This is a genomic window from Shimia isoporae (assembly GCF_004346865.1).
GTDB lineage: Bacteria > Pseudomonadota > Alphaproteobacteria > Rhodobacterales > Rhodobacteraceae > Shimia > Shimia isoporae.
This window is the reverse complement of record NZ_SMGR01000003.1, coordinates 160,432-177,342: the sequence shown is the minus strand read 5'-3', so window position 1 is coordinate 177,342 and position 16,911 is coordinate 160,432. Positions and strand designations below refer to the sequence as shown.

15 protein-coding genes are annotated in these 16,911 nt (G+C 57.0%); 7 read left to right on the top strand and 8 right to left on the bottom strand.

Annotation, left to right across the window (positions count from 1 at the left end):
• The first annotated feature begins 8 nt into the window (after nt 1–8).
• The gene (locus BXY66_RS15170; RefSeq protein WP_132861236.1) at nt 9–434 is read left to right on the top strand and encodes a universal stress protein; all 426 of its coding nucleotides are present in this window, start codon (nt 9–11) and stop codon (nt 432–434) included.
• Nucleotides 435–489: 55 nt separating this feature from the next.
• Here the strand turns inward: BXY66_RS15170 and BXY66_RS15165 are convergent, their stop codons facing one another.
• Complete coding sequence (locus BXY66_RS15165) at nt 490–861, bottom strand: VOC family protein (RefSeq protein ID WP_132861235.1); 372 nt, start codon at nt 859–861, stop codon at nt 490–492.
• 71 nt (nt 862–932) lie between these two features.
• Between BXY66_RS15165 and BXY66_RS15160 the strand changes: the two genes are divergently transcribed.
• The 6 genes from BXY66_RS15160 to BXY66_RS15135 all read left to right on the top strand — a co-directional run bounded on the left by BXY66_RS15160 (nt 933) and on the right by BXY66_RS15135 (nt 6,672).
• Nucleotides 933–1,475 carry a TetR/AcrR family transcriptional regulator gene (locus BXY66_RS15160; protein ID WP_132861234.1) on the top strand — a complete coding sequence of 181 codons (543 nt, stop codon included), beginning with the start codon at nt 933–935 and terminating at the stop codon, nt 1,473–1,475.
• Nucleotides 1,476–1,577: 102 nt separating this feature from the next.
• Nucleotides 1,578–1,715, top strand: a complete 138-nt coding sequence (gene hemP, locus BXY66_RS15155; RefSeq protein WP_243694401.1) for a hemin uptake protein HemP — start codon at nt 1,578–1,580, stop codon at nt 1,713–1,715.
• A gap of 47 nt (nt 1,716–1,762) precedes the next feature.
• Entirely contained in the window at nt 1,763–3,019 is a 1,257-nt protein-coding gene (locus BXY66_RS15150) for an imelysin family protein (RefSeq protein ID WP_132861233.1), read from the top strand.
• Between the two features lie 74 nt (nt 3,020–3,093).
• Nucleotides 3,094–4,581: a di-heme oxidoreductase family protein gene (locus BXY66_RS15145; RefSeq protein ID WP_132861232.1), complete on the top strand. Its 1,488-nt coding sequence runs from the start codon at nt 3,094–3,096 to the stop codon at nt 4,579–4,581.
• The gene (locus BXY66_RS15140) at nt 4,581–5,603 is read left to right on the top strand and encodes an imelysin family protein (protein ID WP_132861231.1); all 1,023 of its coding nucleotides are present in this window, start codon (nt 4,581–4,583) and stop codon (nt 5,601–5,603) included. Before BXY66_RS15145 ends, BXY66_RS15140 begins: the two co-directional genes overlap by 1 nt.
• 1 nt (nt 5,604) lies before the next feature.
• Complete coding sequence (locus BXY66_RS15135) at nt 5,605–6,672, top strand: DUF1513 domain-containing protein (protein ID WP_132861230.1); 1,068 nt, start codon at nt 5,605–5,607, stop codon at nt 6,670–6,672.
• A gap of 4 nt (nt 6,673–6,676) precedes the next feature.
• On the opposite strand, the gene BXY66_RS15130 is transcribed toward BXY66_RS15135, so the two are convergent.
• The 7 genes from BXY66_RS15130 to BXY66_RS15100 all read right to left on the bottom strand — a co-directional run bounded on the left by BXY66_RS15130 (nt 6,677) and on the right by BXY66_RS15100 (nt 16,769).
• Entirely contained in the window at nt 6,677–9,301 is a 2,625-nt protein-coding gene (locus tag BXY66_RS15130) for a nitrate reductase (protein ID WP_132861229.1), read from the bottom strand.
• Nucleotides 9,298–9,633, bottom strand: a complete 336-nt coding sequence (nirD, locus tag BXY66_RS15125) for a nitrite reductase small subunit NirD (RefSeq protein WP_132861228.1) — start codon at nt 9,631–9,633, stop codon at nt 9,298–9,300. Before nirD ends, BXY66_RS15130 begins: the two co-directional genes overlap by 4 nt.
• On the bottom strand, nt 9,630–12,074 hold the full coding sequence (gene nirB, locus BXY66_RS15120; protein WP_132861227.1) for a nitrite reductase large subunit NirB: 2,445 nt from the start codon (nt 12,072–12,074) through the stop codon (nt 9,630–9,632). Before nirB ends, nirD begins: the two co-directional genes overlap by 4 nt.
• Nucleotides 12,071–12,496: a globin family protein gene (locus BXY66_RS15115; RefSeq protein ID WP_132861226.1), complete on the bottom strand. Its 426-nt coding sequence runs from the start codon at nt 12,494–12,496 to the stop codon at nt 12,071–12,073. The genes nirB and BXY66_RS15115 overlap by 4 nt, the downstream gene beginning before the upstream one ends.
• Before the next feature lie 5 nt (nt 12,497–12,501).
• Complete coding sequence (locus BXY66_RS15110) at nt 12,502–14,181, bottom strand: ABC transporter ATP-binding protein (RefSeq protein WP_132861225.1); 1,680 nt, start codon at nt 14,179–14,181, stop codon at nt 12,502–12,504.
• 5 nt (nt 14,182–14,186) lie between these two features.
• Nucleotides 14,187–15,269: an ABC transporter permease gene (locus BXY66_RS15105; RefSeq protein WP_132861224.1), complete on the bottom strand. Its 1,083-nt coding sequence runs from the start codon at nt 15,267–15,269 to the stop codon at nt 14,187–14,189.
• Between the two features lie 135 nt (nt 15,270–15,404).
• Complete coding sequence (locus BXY66_RS15100) at nt 15,405–16,769, bottom strand: CmpA/NrtA family ABC transporter substrate-binding protein (RefSeq protein WP_132861223.1); 1,365 nt, start codon at nt 16,767–16,769, stop codon at nt 15,405–15,407.
• Nucleotides 16,770–16,911 lie beyond the last annotated feature (142 nt).

Below are 16,911 nucleotides of genomic sequence, written 5' to 3'. Positions count from 1 at the left end.
GGACTGTTATGTTCAAAACTGTATTGCTGACCGTAGATGTGAACGATTTCAAAGGGGCCGAGCGTCCAGCTGAAGTGGCGCGCACGATGATGGCAACTGGCAGTGAAGAGCTGCATGTGATGAACGTTGTGCCTGATTACGGCATGTCGATTGTCGGGTCGTTTTTCAGTCAGGACCACAACAAGGTGATCCTTAAGGAAGCCAAGGCCGCCTTGGAGGCTTGGGGAGCGGATCAGTTCTCTGGCATCGATAACCTGCGATTGCACGTCGATCAGGGTACGGTTTACGATCTTGTCCTGCAGGAAGCCAAGTCGGTGGGCGCGGACGCGATCATTGTTGGTGCGCACAAGTCTCAGCTAAAGGATTACCTGATCGGTCCGAACGCTGCGCGTATATCCCGCCATGCCAAACAGTCGGTTTTTGTAATCCGCTAGAACCTTCGGCACTGCATGAATTAGGCGCCCTGGTAAGGGGCGCCTTTTTTGTGTGTCATCCAATTGGAGAACTGATGTCGACAAATGTTCCCGATGGGTCTTGGAGCATTAGGCGGCGCTGGCCATAAGGGAGATCGGTGGGTGTCTGCACGATGTCTGCCTTCATCTCACATGCACGATCGTGAACCTCGGAAAGGTCATCAACGACGAATGTGAGGACAGCCCCACCCATTGTGGGCGGTACAGATTCGGGAAGAGTGTCGTGCTGCCGCTCAAGAATACCAAGTTCGAAACCGGCCAAGTCTTTGTGGGAGAGCAGGATAAACCAACCGAAATCGCCTTGTCGCATCATGCCAAGCAGGTTCTGATAGAAGTTCGCGGTTTTTTCCACGTCATCGGCCAGAATGTTCATGAAGGCACGATTCATGAGAGATCTCCCTTAAAGCAACATACACATATGTATGTTGCATATGACATACACATGTGTATGTCTAGAGTATGAACAATCCCTCCTTGAACTCAGACGACTGGCTGGACGTTGCGATTGGCACTTTGAAGATCGAAGGCCATACTGGTCTTAGGGCTTTGCCGTTGGCAAAGAAGCTGGGCGTTACACGCGGCAGTTTTTATCATCATTTTGAAAGCCTTGAGGCGTTTCATGTCGAGGTTGTAGCCCATTGGGCCAAGGTCTCGAGCGGGCAGGTTATACGCAATGCCAAGGATACTTTGGATCCAAGACAGGCTCTGGACGACCTGTTGCAAACGACGCTGCTCTCCGGCGCAGAACTGGAAAGAGCAATCCGGTCCTGGGCGACGGTGAAGGATCTCGTGGCGGTCGAAGTGGCCAAAGTTGATCACGAGCGGATCGCCGTGGCCCACGGGCTGTTGATTGGATGTGGCGTGTCCGACCCTGTGGCGGCTAGCAGGGCGAAAATTATCTATTGGGCAGCGATTGGCAGATTGATGATGCCCTACCCGGAAAAATCTGTGCTGTCCGAGACGGAGATTTCAGATTTTGCCCGTCTGATGGCGTTCGAATGAGGGCTGGGCTCGGTACAAAGCATTAACTTAGTAAAAAACTCAGGTTGACATATTTGAGTGATTTTGTCAGTTATTGGCCCGACTGACAAAAGGAGCTTCGGCGTGACCGCTTTTGAGGAACATCCGGTGTATGACGCGAAGGATTTGACCAAGGGCGACACGCAGGCGCGTATCGTGCTGGACGGGCAAGTCTATACGTTGCGAATTACCAAAGCTAACAAGCTCATTTTGACAAAATAAGGCGCGGAAAAACGCGTGAATTTCCCGAACGAAGGACTAAAATCACCATGAAATGCACTTTGACCGGCACTTCATTGCTTGCGCTGATGACGGCAGGCATGGCCGCGGCGGATACAGCCGTATTGATCAATTACGCTGATATTGCCGCAGCAAAATACGAAGATAGCGTGATCACCGCCAAAGCGTTGGGTGCCGCCGTAGATACCTTCATTGCTGAACCGACGGAGGTCAATTTGGCCGCGGCAAAAGTCGCGTGGGTCGCGTCGCGCGTGCCTTACCAACAGACAGAGGTCTATCGTTTTGGTAATGTCATCGTTGATGATTGGGAAGGGAAAGTGAATGCATGGCCGCTGGACGAAGGTCTGATTGACTATGTGGATGCGTCTTACGGTGGAGCGACAGACGAGAACCCGCTTGGCGCAGTCAATGTGATCGCCAGCCCGATATTGACCGTAAACGGCGTCGAGATCGACGCCACAAACATCACGCCCGAGTTCCTTGCAGACACGTTGCATGAGGCCGATGAGGTCGAAGCCAACGTTGCGACCGGCTACCACGCGATTGAATTCCTTCTTTGGGGACAGGACCTGAATGGAACCGAGGCCGGAGCGGGAGCCCGGCCTGCGACGGATTTTGCTGCGGGAGAGGCTTGCACAAACGGAAATTGTGATCGGCGCGCAATGTACCTCAAATCTGCGACAGACCTGTTGGTCTCAGATTTGGAGTGGATGGCTGCCCAGTGGGCCGAGAATGGCGCTGCGCGAGCAGAGGTGATGGAGAACGAAGTCGCCGGATTGGCCGCGATACTGACGGGTATGGGCAGTCTTTCATATGGCGAACAGGCTGGAGAGCGGATGCGTCTCGGCTTGATGCTGAACGATCCGGAAGAAGAGCATGATTGCTTCTCCGACAACACGCACAACAGCCACTATTATGACGGGCTGGGCATCCAGAACGTCTATCTGGGCAGCTACACCCGTATTGACGGCGCTGTGGTGAGCGGCGCATCGATGTCCGATCTGGTGGCGGCGAAAGACGCCGCGCTGGACATGGAAATGAAAGGCAAGCTGACCAACACCATGATGGCGCTGGGCGCGATCAAGACTGCGGCGGAAGCCGGTTTCACCTATGACATGATGCTCGCGCCTGACAACGCCGGTGGGGAAACGCTGATTATGGGCGGCGTAAACGGTCTTGTGGCTCAGACCAAGACCATCGAGCGGGTGGTGAACGCGCTGGGGCTCGATGATGTTGCCGTGGAAGGTTCTGACAGTTTGGACAATCCGGACGCGGTGTTCGAATAGACCGCGGCTGGCGATCACGCGAAATTGGGGGCGCAGGTCTTTTGACCGGTGCCCCTTGTTGATTAGATGGGTGTATGAGTTTGATTGGCCGACAGCTGATTTTGATCGCGGCGTTGGGGACGTGCTTGAGCGGTGCTTCGAAAGCCGTTTCTCAGGAACTGTCCGAGCCGCATTTGACTGCGGTGCCCAGAACGGATGCAGAGCGGGCTCGTATTGAGGACGTTCTGAGTGGACCCGCCGGATTTGAGGGTGCGGAGGACTACGAAGCCAAAAGTGGTGGTGCCGGAACAGTCGCAAGGCGCAAAGATGAGGCTGCATTTTCGCAGGCGACGGCGGACCTGACGCAAGGGATGCAGCTGGAGTTTGAACTTGGGCGCGCGATGTTTGAGAAGTTGTGGGTCGCATCGCCTTCGTCGACCAAGGCATCCGACGGTTTGGGCCCTTTATACCATGCCCGCAGCTGCGGCAGCTGTCACATACGTGACGGGCGCGGCTTTGCCGGGACGGATGCTTTGTTGATCCGTGTGTCCGTGCCTGACGGCGAAGGGGGGGTAAAGCCGCATCCTGTTTACGGGGGGCAATTGCAGCACAAGGCGCTAACCGGCATGGAAGCGGAGTTCCAGTTGGAACTGACCTACGAAGAAACGGTTATTGGCTTGGCTGGCGGCGAAACCGCGATCCTGCGTGAGCCGCATTATCAATTAGATTTAAAACTCGGGCCATTGGGCGAGGATGCGATGGTCTCCCCTCGAGTGGCGCCCGCGATGATCGGATTGGGGCTTCTGGAGGCTATCCCGTCTGACGACATCCTCGCTTTGGCCGACCCTGAGGACTTGAACGGTGACGGGATTTCCGGTCGAGCAAATGTGGTGATGAGCGCAGAATTCGGTACGCAGATGTTGGGGCGGTTCGGCCATAAGGCCACGTTGCCCACTGTGAGCGAGCAAACCGCGGCGGCGTTTTCCGCGGACCTTGGAATAAGCACGCCCGTGTTTCCGTGGCATTGGGGAGATTGCACAGCGGAACAAGTTAATTGTCGGGAGGCCCCGCACGGGAACGATATCGAGCGTGAGGGTCTGGAGGTCGACAGCCAGACTATGGCCGTGCTCAACCTGTACAGCCGCAACCTTGGCGTTCCAGCCCGTGAGAACGTGGATGACCCACAGGTGCTGCGCGGTAAAGCGTTGTTCCATGAAGCTGGCTGTGCGGCTTGTCACGTACCCAAGCACGTGACTCACCGTTTGAAGGAGGACGTCACGGGGAGTTTTCAGCTGATTTGGCCTTATACGGATCTGTTGCTGCACGACATGGGAGATGGATTGGCGGACGGTCGTCCCGATGGCCTCGCAAGTGGGCGCGAATGGCGTACCGCGCCTCTCTGGGGGCTTGGTCTGGTGGAGCAGGTGGGCGGCCAGCAAGGATATTTACATGACGGGCGCGCACGCACGGTTTTGGAAGCCATTCTGTGGCATGGCGGCGAAGCGGCGGTGTCACAGGAAAAAGTGGTGGCGATGACACCCAAAGATCGTGCGGCTTTGCTGGCATTTCTGGAGAGTTTGTGATGGCCCGTATTTTGGCGCTGCTGGGTTTCTTGATCCTCGGGATCGCGGCGCAAGCGGAAGCGCAGTCCATAGATATTGAAGAACGTGTTGAGGTCGCGGTGTCGCAGCATGTCGTGCCAGGCTTTGCTCGGTTTGCCTCTACGGCAGGCGCATTGTCAAAAGCGGCTGAACACACATGTGATCCCAAAAGCGAGACCTTGCGAAATGCGTTTCACACGGCATTTGATGATTGGGTGCGGATCAGCCATTTGCGGTTTGGTCCTAGCGAGGTTGAGAACCGTGCTTATGGGGTGGCATTTTGGCCAGACACGCGGGGCAAGACGCCCAAAGCGCTCTCCGGATTAATCACGGGAGAATCTCCTGCGGGGCTATCGGCCGAAGACCTTATGCAACAAAGCATTGCAGTTCAGGGATTCTATGCGCTTGAATACCTTCTGTTTGATGAAGCTTTTTGGGATATGGGAGAAGCCTCCTATCGCTGTTCCCTCATTCGCAACCTTGCAGAGGGGATCGCCTTTCGTGCAGAGGCTATTTATGCGGATTGGACCGACGTCTTTGCTGCTGAAATGTTGAGACCGTCAGCCACTGGCACCTACAGATCGTCCAAAGAGGCGGCTGGTGAATTGGTGAAAGCCGTGTCGACAGGGTTGCAATTCACGGACGAGGCGCGGCTCGCGCGGCCATTGGGAACGTTTGATCGGCCGCGCCCGAAACGCGCAGAGGCATGGCGCTCGGAGCGCTCATTGCGTCATGTGATACTGTCTTTGGAGGCAGTAGGTGATTTGGCCACACTTTTGGCAGGAGAGACTTCGGCGGCAGAACGGATTGCATCCGAATTTGACACTGCGCTTGCCAATGCGAACTTTGACGATCCTGTATTTGCCGGTGTGTCGGAATCTATTGGCCGCTTGAAAATCGAAAACCTACAGCAATATGTGTATGGTTTAAGGGAAACAGCCGTGAGCGAATTGGTTGCCGTGTTGGATGTGAGTATTGGTTTTAATGCGTTGGACGGGGATTGAGATGACGTCTCGGCGGAGATTTTTGGCAGGCGCCATCGCCGCTGGGATCATACCTGCCCGTGGTTGGGCGTCTGTTGGCAATCCAAAATACCTAAGCGCTGCGCGGCGACCGAACGGTGGTTATGTGCTTGTCGGATTGCGGGGCGATGGCTCAATAGCCTTTGAGGTGCCCTTGCCTGCTCGGGGCCATGCGGCTGCAGGGCATCCAGAAAGAGCAGAGGCAGTCGCGTTTGCAAGGCGACCGGGAACCTATGCTGTGGTGCTGGACTGTAACGACGGGTCAGTTCTGGCGCATTTGGAATCGCCTGCGGGTCGGCACTTTTACGGCCACGGGGTGTTCTCGAAAGATGGCAACCTGCTTTACACAACCGAGAACAATTTTGATGGTGCCGCTGGTGTCATCGGTGTTTGGGACACTGCCAACGGGTATCGACGGATCGGTGAGTTTTCATCGGGTGGCGTTGGGCCGCACGAAATTCTGCGATTGCCGCGAAAGGACCTTTTCGCTGTCGCAAACGGCGGGATCCATACGCACCCGTCTACGGGTCGCGAAAAGCTGAACTTGCAGCACATGCGCCCGAACCTGACGTACCTTGATGGCGAAGGCCGCGTTGTGCAACGCGTGCAGTTGGAAGATGCCTGGCACCTGAACTCGGTACGCCATCTTGCAATAGGCCTGTCCGGACAGGTGGCTTTTGCCATGCAATGGCAGGGCGAGGTTTGGGACTCGCCACCGCTGGTTGGGTTGCATCGGCTAGGAGAAGAGGCGCGTTTCTGTGCCGCTCCCGAAGCGCCGCACCTTGCGATGAAAGGCTATGCCGGGAGCGTAGCGTATTGCGGCAGCGGTGCGTGGCTGGCCATTTCGAGCCCAAGGGGTGGATTTGTGCAGCGATTCAACGCGACATCAGGCGTGTTCCTTGGCGCGATTGGCGCTGCTGATGTCTGCGGTATCAGTGGCGCGGGTATGGGGATGATGGCTACTTCGGGGACCGGCCACGTGGTCGGTATACAGGAAGAAATTGCCGCGCATCACAAGCTTGCATTTGACAATCACCTCGTGAAGATTTGAGGCGTTACTCCGCAGCTGCACGGCTGAGAGCACTATTCAATATCGCTGCCAACTCAGGCTTGCAGGACCCACAATTCGTGCCAGCCGAAAGCGCCTGACCAATGGCATCAACGCTCATCAGTTTGTCACTTTCGATGGCGCTCAGGATGGTGTTCACCCCAACATTGAAACAGGCGCAGACCGTGGCACCAGGATCCGGTTGATTGGCGCCAGCTTGTCCGGCAAGAGCTCCATGTCCATCGGTCCCGATAAGCTCGGACGCAAAATTCCGTGACACGCTGACCGGAGTGGATGCCGCATAAAGTGCCGCAATCAACTTTCCGCTCTTATGCAGGGCGACGCGGGCGATGTTTCGGGCCGGATCTGTGACGCTGCTGATTTGCGCGTCGTTTATGCCAAACAGTGCGCGTGCGTACTCTTGCCAATCGTCAGGAGCGGACTTGTCTGCCAGTTCGACCCGCCAACCGGTAGTGGATCTGGCTTTTGCCCAATACTCGGTGGATGGAGTGAAGTCCGTCTCGCAGGCCGCGAAACCATACCATTCGGCAGCGTATGGTTTGATTGCTACGGGTGCGGCTTTGCTGTCGGGTTGTCCAGACGTCGGGTCGGTACTTGGGGGAACCAGCACAGACACCCGCCCCGCGCTCGAAGTTTCACCTGTCCAGTGGATCGGGGCGAAAACGGAGCCGGGGGCGACGCGATCCGTGACCAACACACGAAGTATTGTGGTGCCGTAAAGGCTTTCGACGAGCGCCAAGTCTGCGGGGCGCAAGCCCAGTGCAAGTGCATCCTCTGGGTGCAGTTCCAGAAACGGTTCGCCGTAGTGTTGGTTCAGACGCGGCGCCAGCGCGGTTCGCGTCATCGTGTGCCACTGATCACGGATACGGCCCGTATTCAGCCTATACGGCAAAGCGGCGGGTTGTTCTTTTGGTGCGGGTTGCAAAACGGGCAGCATGTTTGCGCGCTTTGTGGGCGTAAAAAAGCCTCCGTCCGCAAAGAAACGATCGCTCTTCGCTCCGTTCGCTCGCACCGGCCAGCGCGTCGGTTGAAGAGCTTCAAAATCCGCATCCGAAATTCCAGCCAAGCCAGAAATGTCGAAATCCTTGCCCTGGTTTGCAGCTACGCCGGACAATTGCGCATGTTCTCGAAAAATCTGGGCCGGTGTTTCGTAGTCAAAGCCTTCGTACCCCATGCGGCGGGCAACATCCGAGATAATTTCCCAGTCGTGGCGGCTTTGGCCCGTGGGAGACATCAAGGCGCGTTGGCGGCTTATTGTGCGATCAGAGTTGGTAACGGTTCCGTCTTTTTCGCCCCAACCGGTCGCGGGCAATACGACGTCGGCCAAAACGGCAGTGTCGGTGGTGGCGGAAAGATCAGATACGGCCACAAAATCGCATCCGGCTATCGCAGATTTGACGGCGTCTGCGTCGGGCAGCGACACCACCGGGTTTGTGCACATAACCCATAGGGCCTTGATTTTGCCCTCTGAAATAGCCTGAAACATGTCCACGGCTTTGAGGCCTTGGTGTTTGGCCATCGTAGGAGATGACCAGAAAGTCTGGACTGCGTCCCGGTGCGTGGCATTTTCGATATCGAGATGCGCCGCGAGCATATTTGCCAGCCCGCCGACTTCGCGACCGCCCATGGCGTTGGGTTGTCCGGTGACTGAGAACGGTCCGCAGCCTGGTTTACCGATGCGGCCAGTTGCGAGGTGACAATTCAGGATTGCATTGACCTTGTCCGCGCCATGGTCGGATTGATTGATGCCCTGCGAGAAAACAGTGACTGTCTTTTCGGTGCCTATCCAAAGCGCGGCAAATGCAGCGAGTTCACTGTCGGTCAAACCCGTGACCGAACCGTCAGTGGCGCTGGCAACATCAAGCGCATCGGCGAAACCCGAAACGTGAGCCGAGACAAACTGGGCGTCAACTGCGCCTAGGTCATTAATCTGATTCAGCAGGTGATTGAACAGCGCCACATCCGTTCCCGGTTTGAGCGCCAAGTGCATATCTGCAAGATCGCAGGTCGCTGTGCGACGGGGGTCAATCACGACCACCTTCATCGAGGGGCGTGCGGCTTTGGCTGCTACGATGCGTTGGTAGAGCACGGGATGACACCACGCGAGGTTGGAGCCAGTGAGAACGACAAGATCAGCCAACTCCAGATCTTCGTACGTGCCGGGGACGGTGTCCGTACCGAATGCGCGCTTTTGGCCCGCGACCGTCGACGCCATGCAAAGCCTTGAATTGGTGTCGATATTTGCCGAGCCGATGTAGCCTTTCATCAGCTTGTTCGCGACATAGTAGTCTTCAGTCAAAAGTTGGCCAGAAACATAAAAGGCAACGGAGTCGGGGCCATGTTTGGCGATCGTTGTGCTGAACGCGTCTGCCACCATATCAAGCGCGGCGTCCCAACTCGCAGGTTGTCCATTGATTTGAGGCGTATGCAACCGACCGTCTGGAATTATTGTTTCTCCCAAGGCGGAGCCTTTTGAGCAGAGACGGCCGAAGTTTGCAGGATGGTCAGGGTCGCCTTTCACCTTCAACCCAACTGCACCGTCAATTGAGGCAAGAACACCACAACCGGTGCCGCAATACGGGCAGGTAGTACAGATGGGTTGTTGAGTCATTCCGCGGCAACTCCGGTGGTCAGCTCGGATGCATCCAGCATCACCCGTCCGTTGACGACTTGCGTTGCGAAGGTTGCGATCTGCCCTTCGTCTGCGCCCTGAGCCTCACCGGTTTCCAGCGAGAAAACCCAGTTGTGCAAAGGACAAGTGACCTTTTTGCCGTGAACGATGCCTTCGGAAAGCGGCCCCCCCTTGTGAGGGCAACGGTCGGAGGTGGCGAAGACCTCATTGTCGTCCGTGCGGAAGACGGCGACACAACCGACAGCGGTTTTCACGATGCGCGCTCCGCGCAGAGGAATGTCGGTGACGGAACAAATATCGACCCAGTTCATTCTGCTGCCTCCAGTGTGAGATTGGCGACCGGACGATAAGTTTCGGCCTTTTCTGCGGCGTGTTCGGCCCAAGGGTCGGTGCGGTAGACGGATTGGGAAACCTCGAAACGTTCAGCAAGGGCTTTGCGGTTCTCCAGATCATCAACGACCTGTTGTTTGACCCAATCGAGGCCTACCTTGTCGACCCATTTCCAAATGCGATCGAGGTACTTGGCGTTCTCGCGGTAAACCTGCGTCATGGCAGAGATTACTTCGATGGCCTCTTCCTCTGTCGCGACTTTGCAGAGCAGTTCGGTTTCTTTCACTTCCATGCCCGCTGCGCCAGCGACGGAGACTTCGTAGCCAGAGTCTACGCAGACCACGCCAATGTCCTTGCAAGTGGCTTCGGCGCAATTACGGGGGCAGCCGGAAACGCCGAGCTTCAGTTTGTGCGGGGTCCAACTTCCCCAAAGGTGTTTTTCCAGTTTGACACCCAAGCCCGTTGAGTCCTGCGTGCCGAAGCGGCAGTGATCAGATCCAACGCAGGTTTTGACGGTTCGCAGGCCTTTGGAGTAGGCATGGCCCGAGACCAGACCGGCCTGATTGAGATCGAACCAAATCGCAGGCAAGTCCTCTTTTTTCACACCCAGTAGGTCTATGCGTTGGCCGCCCGTAACCTTGACGGTCGGAACGGCGTATTTGTCAGCGGCATCTGCAATGGCGCGCAATTCATCAGGCGTAGTGATCCCGCCCCACATACGTGGCACCACAGAGTAGGTGCCATCTTTCTGGATGTTGGCGTGGTTTCGTTCGTTCACGAAACGGGATTGCGCGTCGTCCTGATACTCCAGCGGCCAATCGGCCAGAAGATAGTAATTGATCGCGGGGCGGCAGACATGACAGCCATTCGGTGTGGACCAGCCAAGCTCTTGCCAGACGGCGGGTTGGCTTTTGAGTTCCTGCGCCTTGATGAGGCGCCGGACGTCCTCATGGGTGAGGTCGGTGCAGCCACAGACAGACTTGGCCGCTGGCATTACAAAGTCATCGCCGAGTGTGACCGCGAGAACCTGCTCAACGAGGCCGGTGCAGGTGCCGCAGGACGCGGAGGCCTTGGTTGTTGCCTTGATATCATCGAGTGTTGTGGCGCCATTGCCGATGGCTTCCACGATCTGACCTTTACATACGCCGTTGCAGCCGCAGATTTCTGCGTCAGCCGGTAAGGCTGCAACGGCTGCCATAGGGTCCGAGTCGGTTCCCCCTTGGTAGGCAGGACCAAAGATGAGAGTGTCACGCATCTCTGAAATATCTTCGCGGTCTTTGATCAGACCGAAGAACCAATTGCCGTCTGCCGTGTCGCCATACATTACGGCGCCGACGATGCGGTTTTCTTCGATGACGAGGCGTTTGTAGACGCCGCGGGCCGGATCGCGGAACACGATGTCTTCGCGGCCTTCGGCATCTGCAAAATCGCCTGCCGAGAAGAGATCGCAGCCGGTGACTTTGAGCTTGGTGGCGACTTCTTTGTTAACAAAGGCAGCCGCTTCGCCAGCGAGGGTTTTGGCGATGACTTTGGCCTGATCAAAGATCGGAGCGACGAGACCAAAAACGTCACCTTTGTGTTCAACGCATTCGCCAAGCGAAAGGATGTTTTCGTCAGAGGTGACCATCTGGTCGTCCACATGGATGCCGCGACCGGTCGCGAGACCAGCCTCGGTCGCAAGCGCGGTCGAGGGACGGATACCCACGGCCATTACCAGCAGGTCGCAGGGCAATTCTGTGCCATCGTCCAGTAGAAGCGCTTTGACTTTACCGTTCTCGCCGAGGATTTCCTTGGAGTTGGCGGAGCATTTAACCGTGATACCCTTGTCCACAAGTGCCTTGCGCAGCAGATAGCCGGCGGCTTCGTCGAGTTGTCGTTCCATGAGATGGCCCATGATGTGCACGACCGTTACGTCGACGCCGCGTAGCGCCAGGCCTGCGGCGGCTTCGAGGCCCAAGAGCCCCCCGCCGATGACGACTGCCTTGGCATCCGGTTTGTCGCCAAGGGCAATCATGGTGTTGGTGTCTTCCAGATCGCGGTAGGCGATCACACCGTCCAGATCATGGCCCGGCAGAGGAATGATAAACGGATTGGAACCGGTGGCGATGATGAGTTTGTCATAGTCCAGCACGTCGCCGTTGTCAGAGGTCACGGTCTGGGCGGCGCGGTCGATGTTGACGACTTTCTCGCCAAATCGGCAGGTGACGCCGTTTTCCTCGTACCATTCTGCCGTGTGCGTGACGATTTCTTCGAAGGATTTGTCGCCCGACAGCACCGGAGAAAGCATGATCCGGTTGTAGGTGCCGCGCGGCTCTGCGTTGAAGAGGGTGACGTCATAAGCGTCTGGGGCAACATCAAATAGATGTTCGAGCGCGCGGCCCGCGGCCATCCCGGCCCCGATAATGATTAGTTTTTGCGTCATGTCTGTCCTGATGATCCGCCATAGGCGGCGTCTTTCATCACGTCCGCGAGGGTCGTGTATGCGGTTGTCCAGGCAGCTTCGGTTTCAGCGTCGAAATCGTCGCCCAGCCCGGTCTTGAGCGTGTGGAGCAGCGCTGCTCCCACAGGTTCATAATGGTCAGGTGTAACGCCGTAGCCCACGTGGGCCACAGCGAGGTTTTGCGCAACTGGCACGATCTTTTCCAGATCGCTCAGCCCTTTGACGACGGCGCCCAGAGTGGTCATCAACTTTGCGCCCTGCTCGGCCATGTCGCTTTTGAAAAGCGGCTGAACCTCGGGGGCGATTTCAAAGAGGCGGGCGTAGAAGATTTCCGCCGCCTGAGGCGCGATTGGCGCCACTTTTTCAAAGCTGTTCTGTACCAATGTGATCTGGGTGTCGTTCATCGTTTCTACTCCGCTGCGATGGCCTTGGCCGGTTTGGCCTTTGGCTTCGCACCGTGCTCGTATTCTTCGAGGAAATCGAGCACATCTTGGCGGTAGCGGTAGTAGTCCGGATGTTCGAGCAGCGCCTTGCGGGTGCGCGGGCGAGGCAGGTCGACGTCGACGATTTTGCCGATGGTCGCCTGCGGGCCATTCGTCATCATGACCACGCGGTCCGCCAGAAGGATTGCCTCGTCGACATCGTGGGTGACGCAGATCGCGGTCACTTTCGTACGGTCCCACACCTCCATCAGGACTTCCTGAAGTTCCCAGCGGGTGAGGCTGTCGAGCATACCGAAAGGCTCGTCCAGCAGCAGGAGTTTGGGGCTGAGGGCGAAGGCGCGGGCGATACCAACACGTTGCTTCATACCATTGGACATGGAATGCGCCGGGCGGTCCATCGCATCGGCGAGACCTACGCGCTCCAGATAGTATTCGACGACGTCCTGACGTTCACCCACGGAGGCCTTGGGGTAGACTTTGTCCACGCCAATGGCGACGTTTTCCTTGGCCGAGAGCCATGGAAAAAGGTTTGGAGATTGGAACACAACGGCGCGTTCCGGATCAGCCCCCTCGACGTGGCGACCATCCAGACGGATACCACCTTTGGAGATCGGGTTGAGACCCGCCGCCATGGTGAGAACCGTGGATTTGCCGCAGCCGGAGTGGCCGATCAGCGAGATGAATTCGCCGCGCTGTACCTTCAGATCGAAGTCTTCGACCACGGTGAGCGGACCTTTGGGGGTGGGGTAGATTTTGTGGAGCTGCGAGAAGTCGAGGAAGTTGTGGTCGATCAAACCCTTCTGTGCATCTTTCACGGCCGCCGGTACGCCGTGAATCGGGGTCACATCAGGCAACACCCTTTTACCCTCGGCCTTTGCGGCGATGCCTACATCCATGAGATATTTGGTGACTTCGGCGCGTAGCTTCTTAAAGCCTTCATGGTGGTTCATTTCCATCCGGTCACGACGGCGCGGGATGTCGACTTTGAACTCCTGCCCCAAAGTGCCATCGGGGTTCAGCGCGATGATGCGGTCAGCAAGGATAATCGCTTCGTCCACGTCGTTGGTGATGAGAACGCAGGTCTTCTTTTCCGCGGACCAGATCGCCTCAATCTCGTCCGCGAGGTTGGCGCGGGTGAGGGCGTCAAGAGCAGAGAGCGGTTCATCCAGAAGCAGCACTTCGGGGTTCATCGCAAGTGCGCGTGCGACGTTCACACGCTGGCGCATGCCACCAGACAGCTCTGCAGGCCGGCGAGAAGAAGCGTGGGAAAGGCCGACCATCTTGATGTAATGGGCGACGCGTTCCTCTTTCTCGGCCTTCGGCATGTTGGGGAACACGCTATCGAGCGCGAGGCGTACGTTACCGTTTACAGTTAGCCAAGGCATCAGCGAATAAGACTGGAATATCACGCCGCGCTCTGGACCCGGTGCCGTGATCGGCTTGTTCTTAAAGGTCACATTGCCTTCGGTTGACATTTCCAGCCCAGCCATAAGGTTGATCAGAGTGGTCTTGCCCGAACCGGAGAAGCCCAAGAGCACGAGGAACTCGCCCTCCTGAACCTCAAGGTTGATGTTGTTCAGAACGTCGGTCTTGGCAGTGCCTTCGCCGAAGCTCTTGGAGACGTTTTCGAATTTCAGAACACTCATTGGGATCACCGGTTTGCGCTGAAGGTGAAGAGTGACTGGATTGCGTACATCAGACGATCGAGCAGGAAGCCGATGATGCCGATTGTGAAAACCGCAACCATGATTTTGGCGAGGGAACTGGACGAGCCGTTTTGGAATTCATCCCACACGAACTTGCCAAGACCGGGGTTCTGGGCGAGCATTTCGGCGGCGATCAGAACCATCCAGCCAACACCGAGCGACAAACGCAGGCCGGTGAAGATCAGGGGCAAGGCGGAAGGCAGTACCAGTTTGGTGATTTTGGTCCAGGTGTTCATCTTCAGAACCTTCGAGACGTTCACCAGATCCTTGTCGATAGAAGCTACACCCAGGGAGGTGTTGATCAGTGTCGGCCAAAGAGAGCATAGGGTTACGGTGATTGCAGAGGTCAGGAAAGACTTGCTGAAGAGGCCGTCGTCGACGGTGTAGGTCGCTGAAACAACCATCGTCACGATCGGCAGCCATGCAAGCGGCGACACCGGTTTGAAAATCTGGATCAGCGGGTTGATCGCCGCGTTGGCGTAGAGGCTGAGGCCAGCGAGAATGCCGAGAGGAATGGCGATAAGGGAGCCGATCAAGAAGCCGAAAAAGACCGTTTTGATCGAGGTCCAAATCTGATCGTAGTAGGACGGGCTACCTGTGTACTTGATGTCTTTGACTTTTTCGGGCTGACCGTTGTCGATGAACTTTTGGTTGCGCGCCTCTACTCTCTCGTAGAATTTCTGTTCCTTGGCGGCTTTGGCCTGTGCGTCTTGGTGCAAAAGAACGGCTTCGGTCCAGACCTCATTCGGGCCGGGAACGGCGCCAAGCGAGGTTTGCACTCGTGGAGCAAGGCTGCCCCACAGCATCAGAAAGACCGCGATTGCCAGCAGTGGTACTCCAAGCAACCGCCAGATTTCCGCGGCTTGTGCTTTGGGATTATCGCCTGCGGCGGCTTTCAGAACCGGAGTGACGAAGCTGAGGCCGAGGACCTGAAACCAGGCGTCGGCCTTGTTGATGCGTGTGAAGAGGCGTGCGCGGCGGGCTTCGCGCTCTTCATCTGCAATGGATTGCGGGTCGATAGTGGTCATGGCTGAGTCCTTGGCCGTCGGGCTGAATTGGCTTGTCTGTATTGCGTCGGTATCGCGTCGGCGTTCCGACTGTGCAGGATTGGCCGGAATGGCGGGGGCGCTGATGCTCCGCCCGCCACCCCGAGGGAGTGTTCGTTAGCCTTGGATCTCGGTGCCGACGACGCGCTGGTCGCCTTTCAGGCCGATTGGCAAGCTGTCGAGATAAGCATTCGGGGCTTTGCCGTCGTAGGCGATGCCGTCGATGATGTCCTCAGATGGTGTCGGCGCCTTGTAGCCGTCGCTGTCCCAAGGGAAGTCCGCTTCATTGGCAAGACCTTCATCGACGAGCAGGCGGGCGGCTTCGAGATAAATCGCGGGCTTGTAAACGGATTTGGCCACTTCGTCATACCAACTGTCTGGCTTGGCTTCGGCGATCTGGCCCCAGCGGCGCATCTGGGTCAGGTACCAAACAGCGTCGGAATAGAAGGGATAGGTCGCGTTGTAGCGGAAGAAAACGTTGAAGTCCGGAACCTCACGCTTGTCACCCTTTTCGTATTCAAAGGTGCCGGTCATGGAGTTGGCAATCACGTCATAATCCGCGCCCACATACTCAGGCTGGCTGAGAATTCTCACCGCTTCTTCGCGGTTGGCGTTGTCGTTTTCATCAAGCCACATTGCGGCGCGGATCAGCGCTTTGGTCACGGCCAGAGTGGTGTTTGGATATTTCTCAGCAAACTCGGCATTCAGCCCGAATACTTTTTCAGGGTTATTTTTCCAGAGTTCATAGTCGGTGATCACTGGCACACCGATGCCTTTGAACACGGCTTGCTGGTTCCACGGCTCGCCCACGCAATAACCGTAGATGGTGCCGGCTTCCATTGTGGCTGGCATCTGCGGCGGCGGGGTTACCGAGAGTAGAACGTCGGCGCCGATCTGGCCGGTGATGTTTTCCGGAGAGTAATACCCCGGCTCCAGACCACCGGCGGCGAGCCAGTAACGCAGTTCGTAGTTGTGGGTGGAGACAGGGAACACCATGCCCATGTTGAATGGCTTGCCTTCGGACGTGTATTTTTCAACCACCGGCTTGAGCGCGGATGCGGAAATTGGGTGCTGGGGGCGTCCGTCGTCCATCAGCGGAACGTGCGGTTTCATCTCTTCCCAAATCTGGTTGGAGACGGTGATGCCGTTGCCGTTCAGGTCCATGGAGAATGGGGTAATGATGTGCGCCTCTGTACCGTAGCCGATGGTGGCGGCGAGAGGTTGGCCCGCGAGCATGTGCGCACCGTCCAATTGCCCGTCGATGACGCCGTCCAGCAGGACTTTCCAATTGGCTTGTGCCTCGAGCGTTACAAACAGACCTTCGTCGTCGAAGTAGCCTTGCTCGTAAGCGACGGCGAGGGGGGCCATATCGGTCAATTTGATAAAGCCGAAGGTGAGTTCGTCCTTCTCGAGTTCAAGTTCCGCGAGCGCGGGGCTGGCGAGCATCGTGGTTGCCGCGAGTATGGAGGCGATGCGTTTCATTCTCTGTCCTTTCGTATGCCCAGGGAGAGGAAATGGGCGGAAATGAAAAAAGCCGCTGATTGGCGCCGAGGGAGGAGGATACGGCGACAGATCAAGCGGCTTTGCTCAGGTATTCCCCTGCATCGGGGAAGAAGTTTGTCGG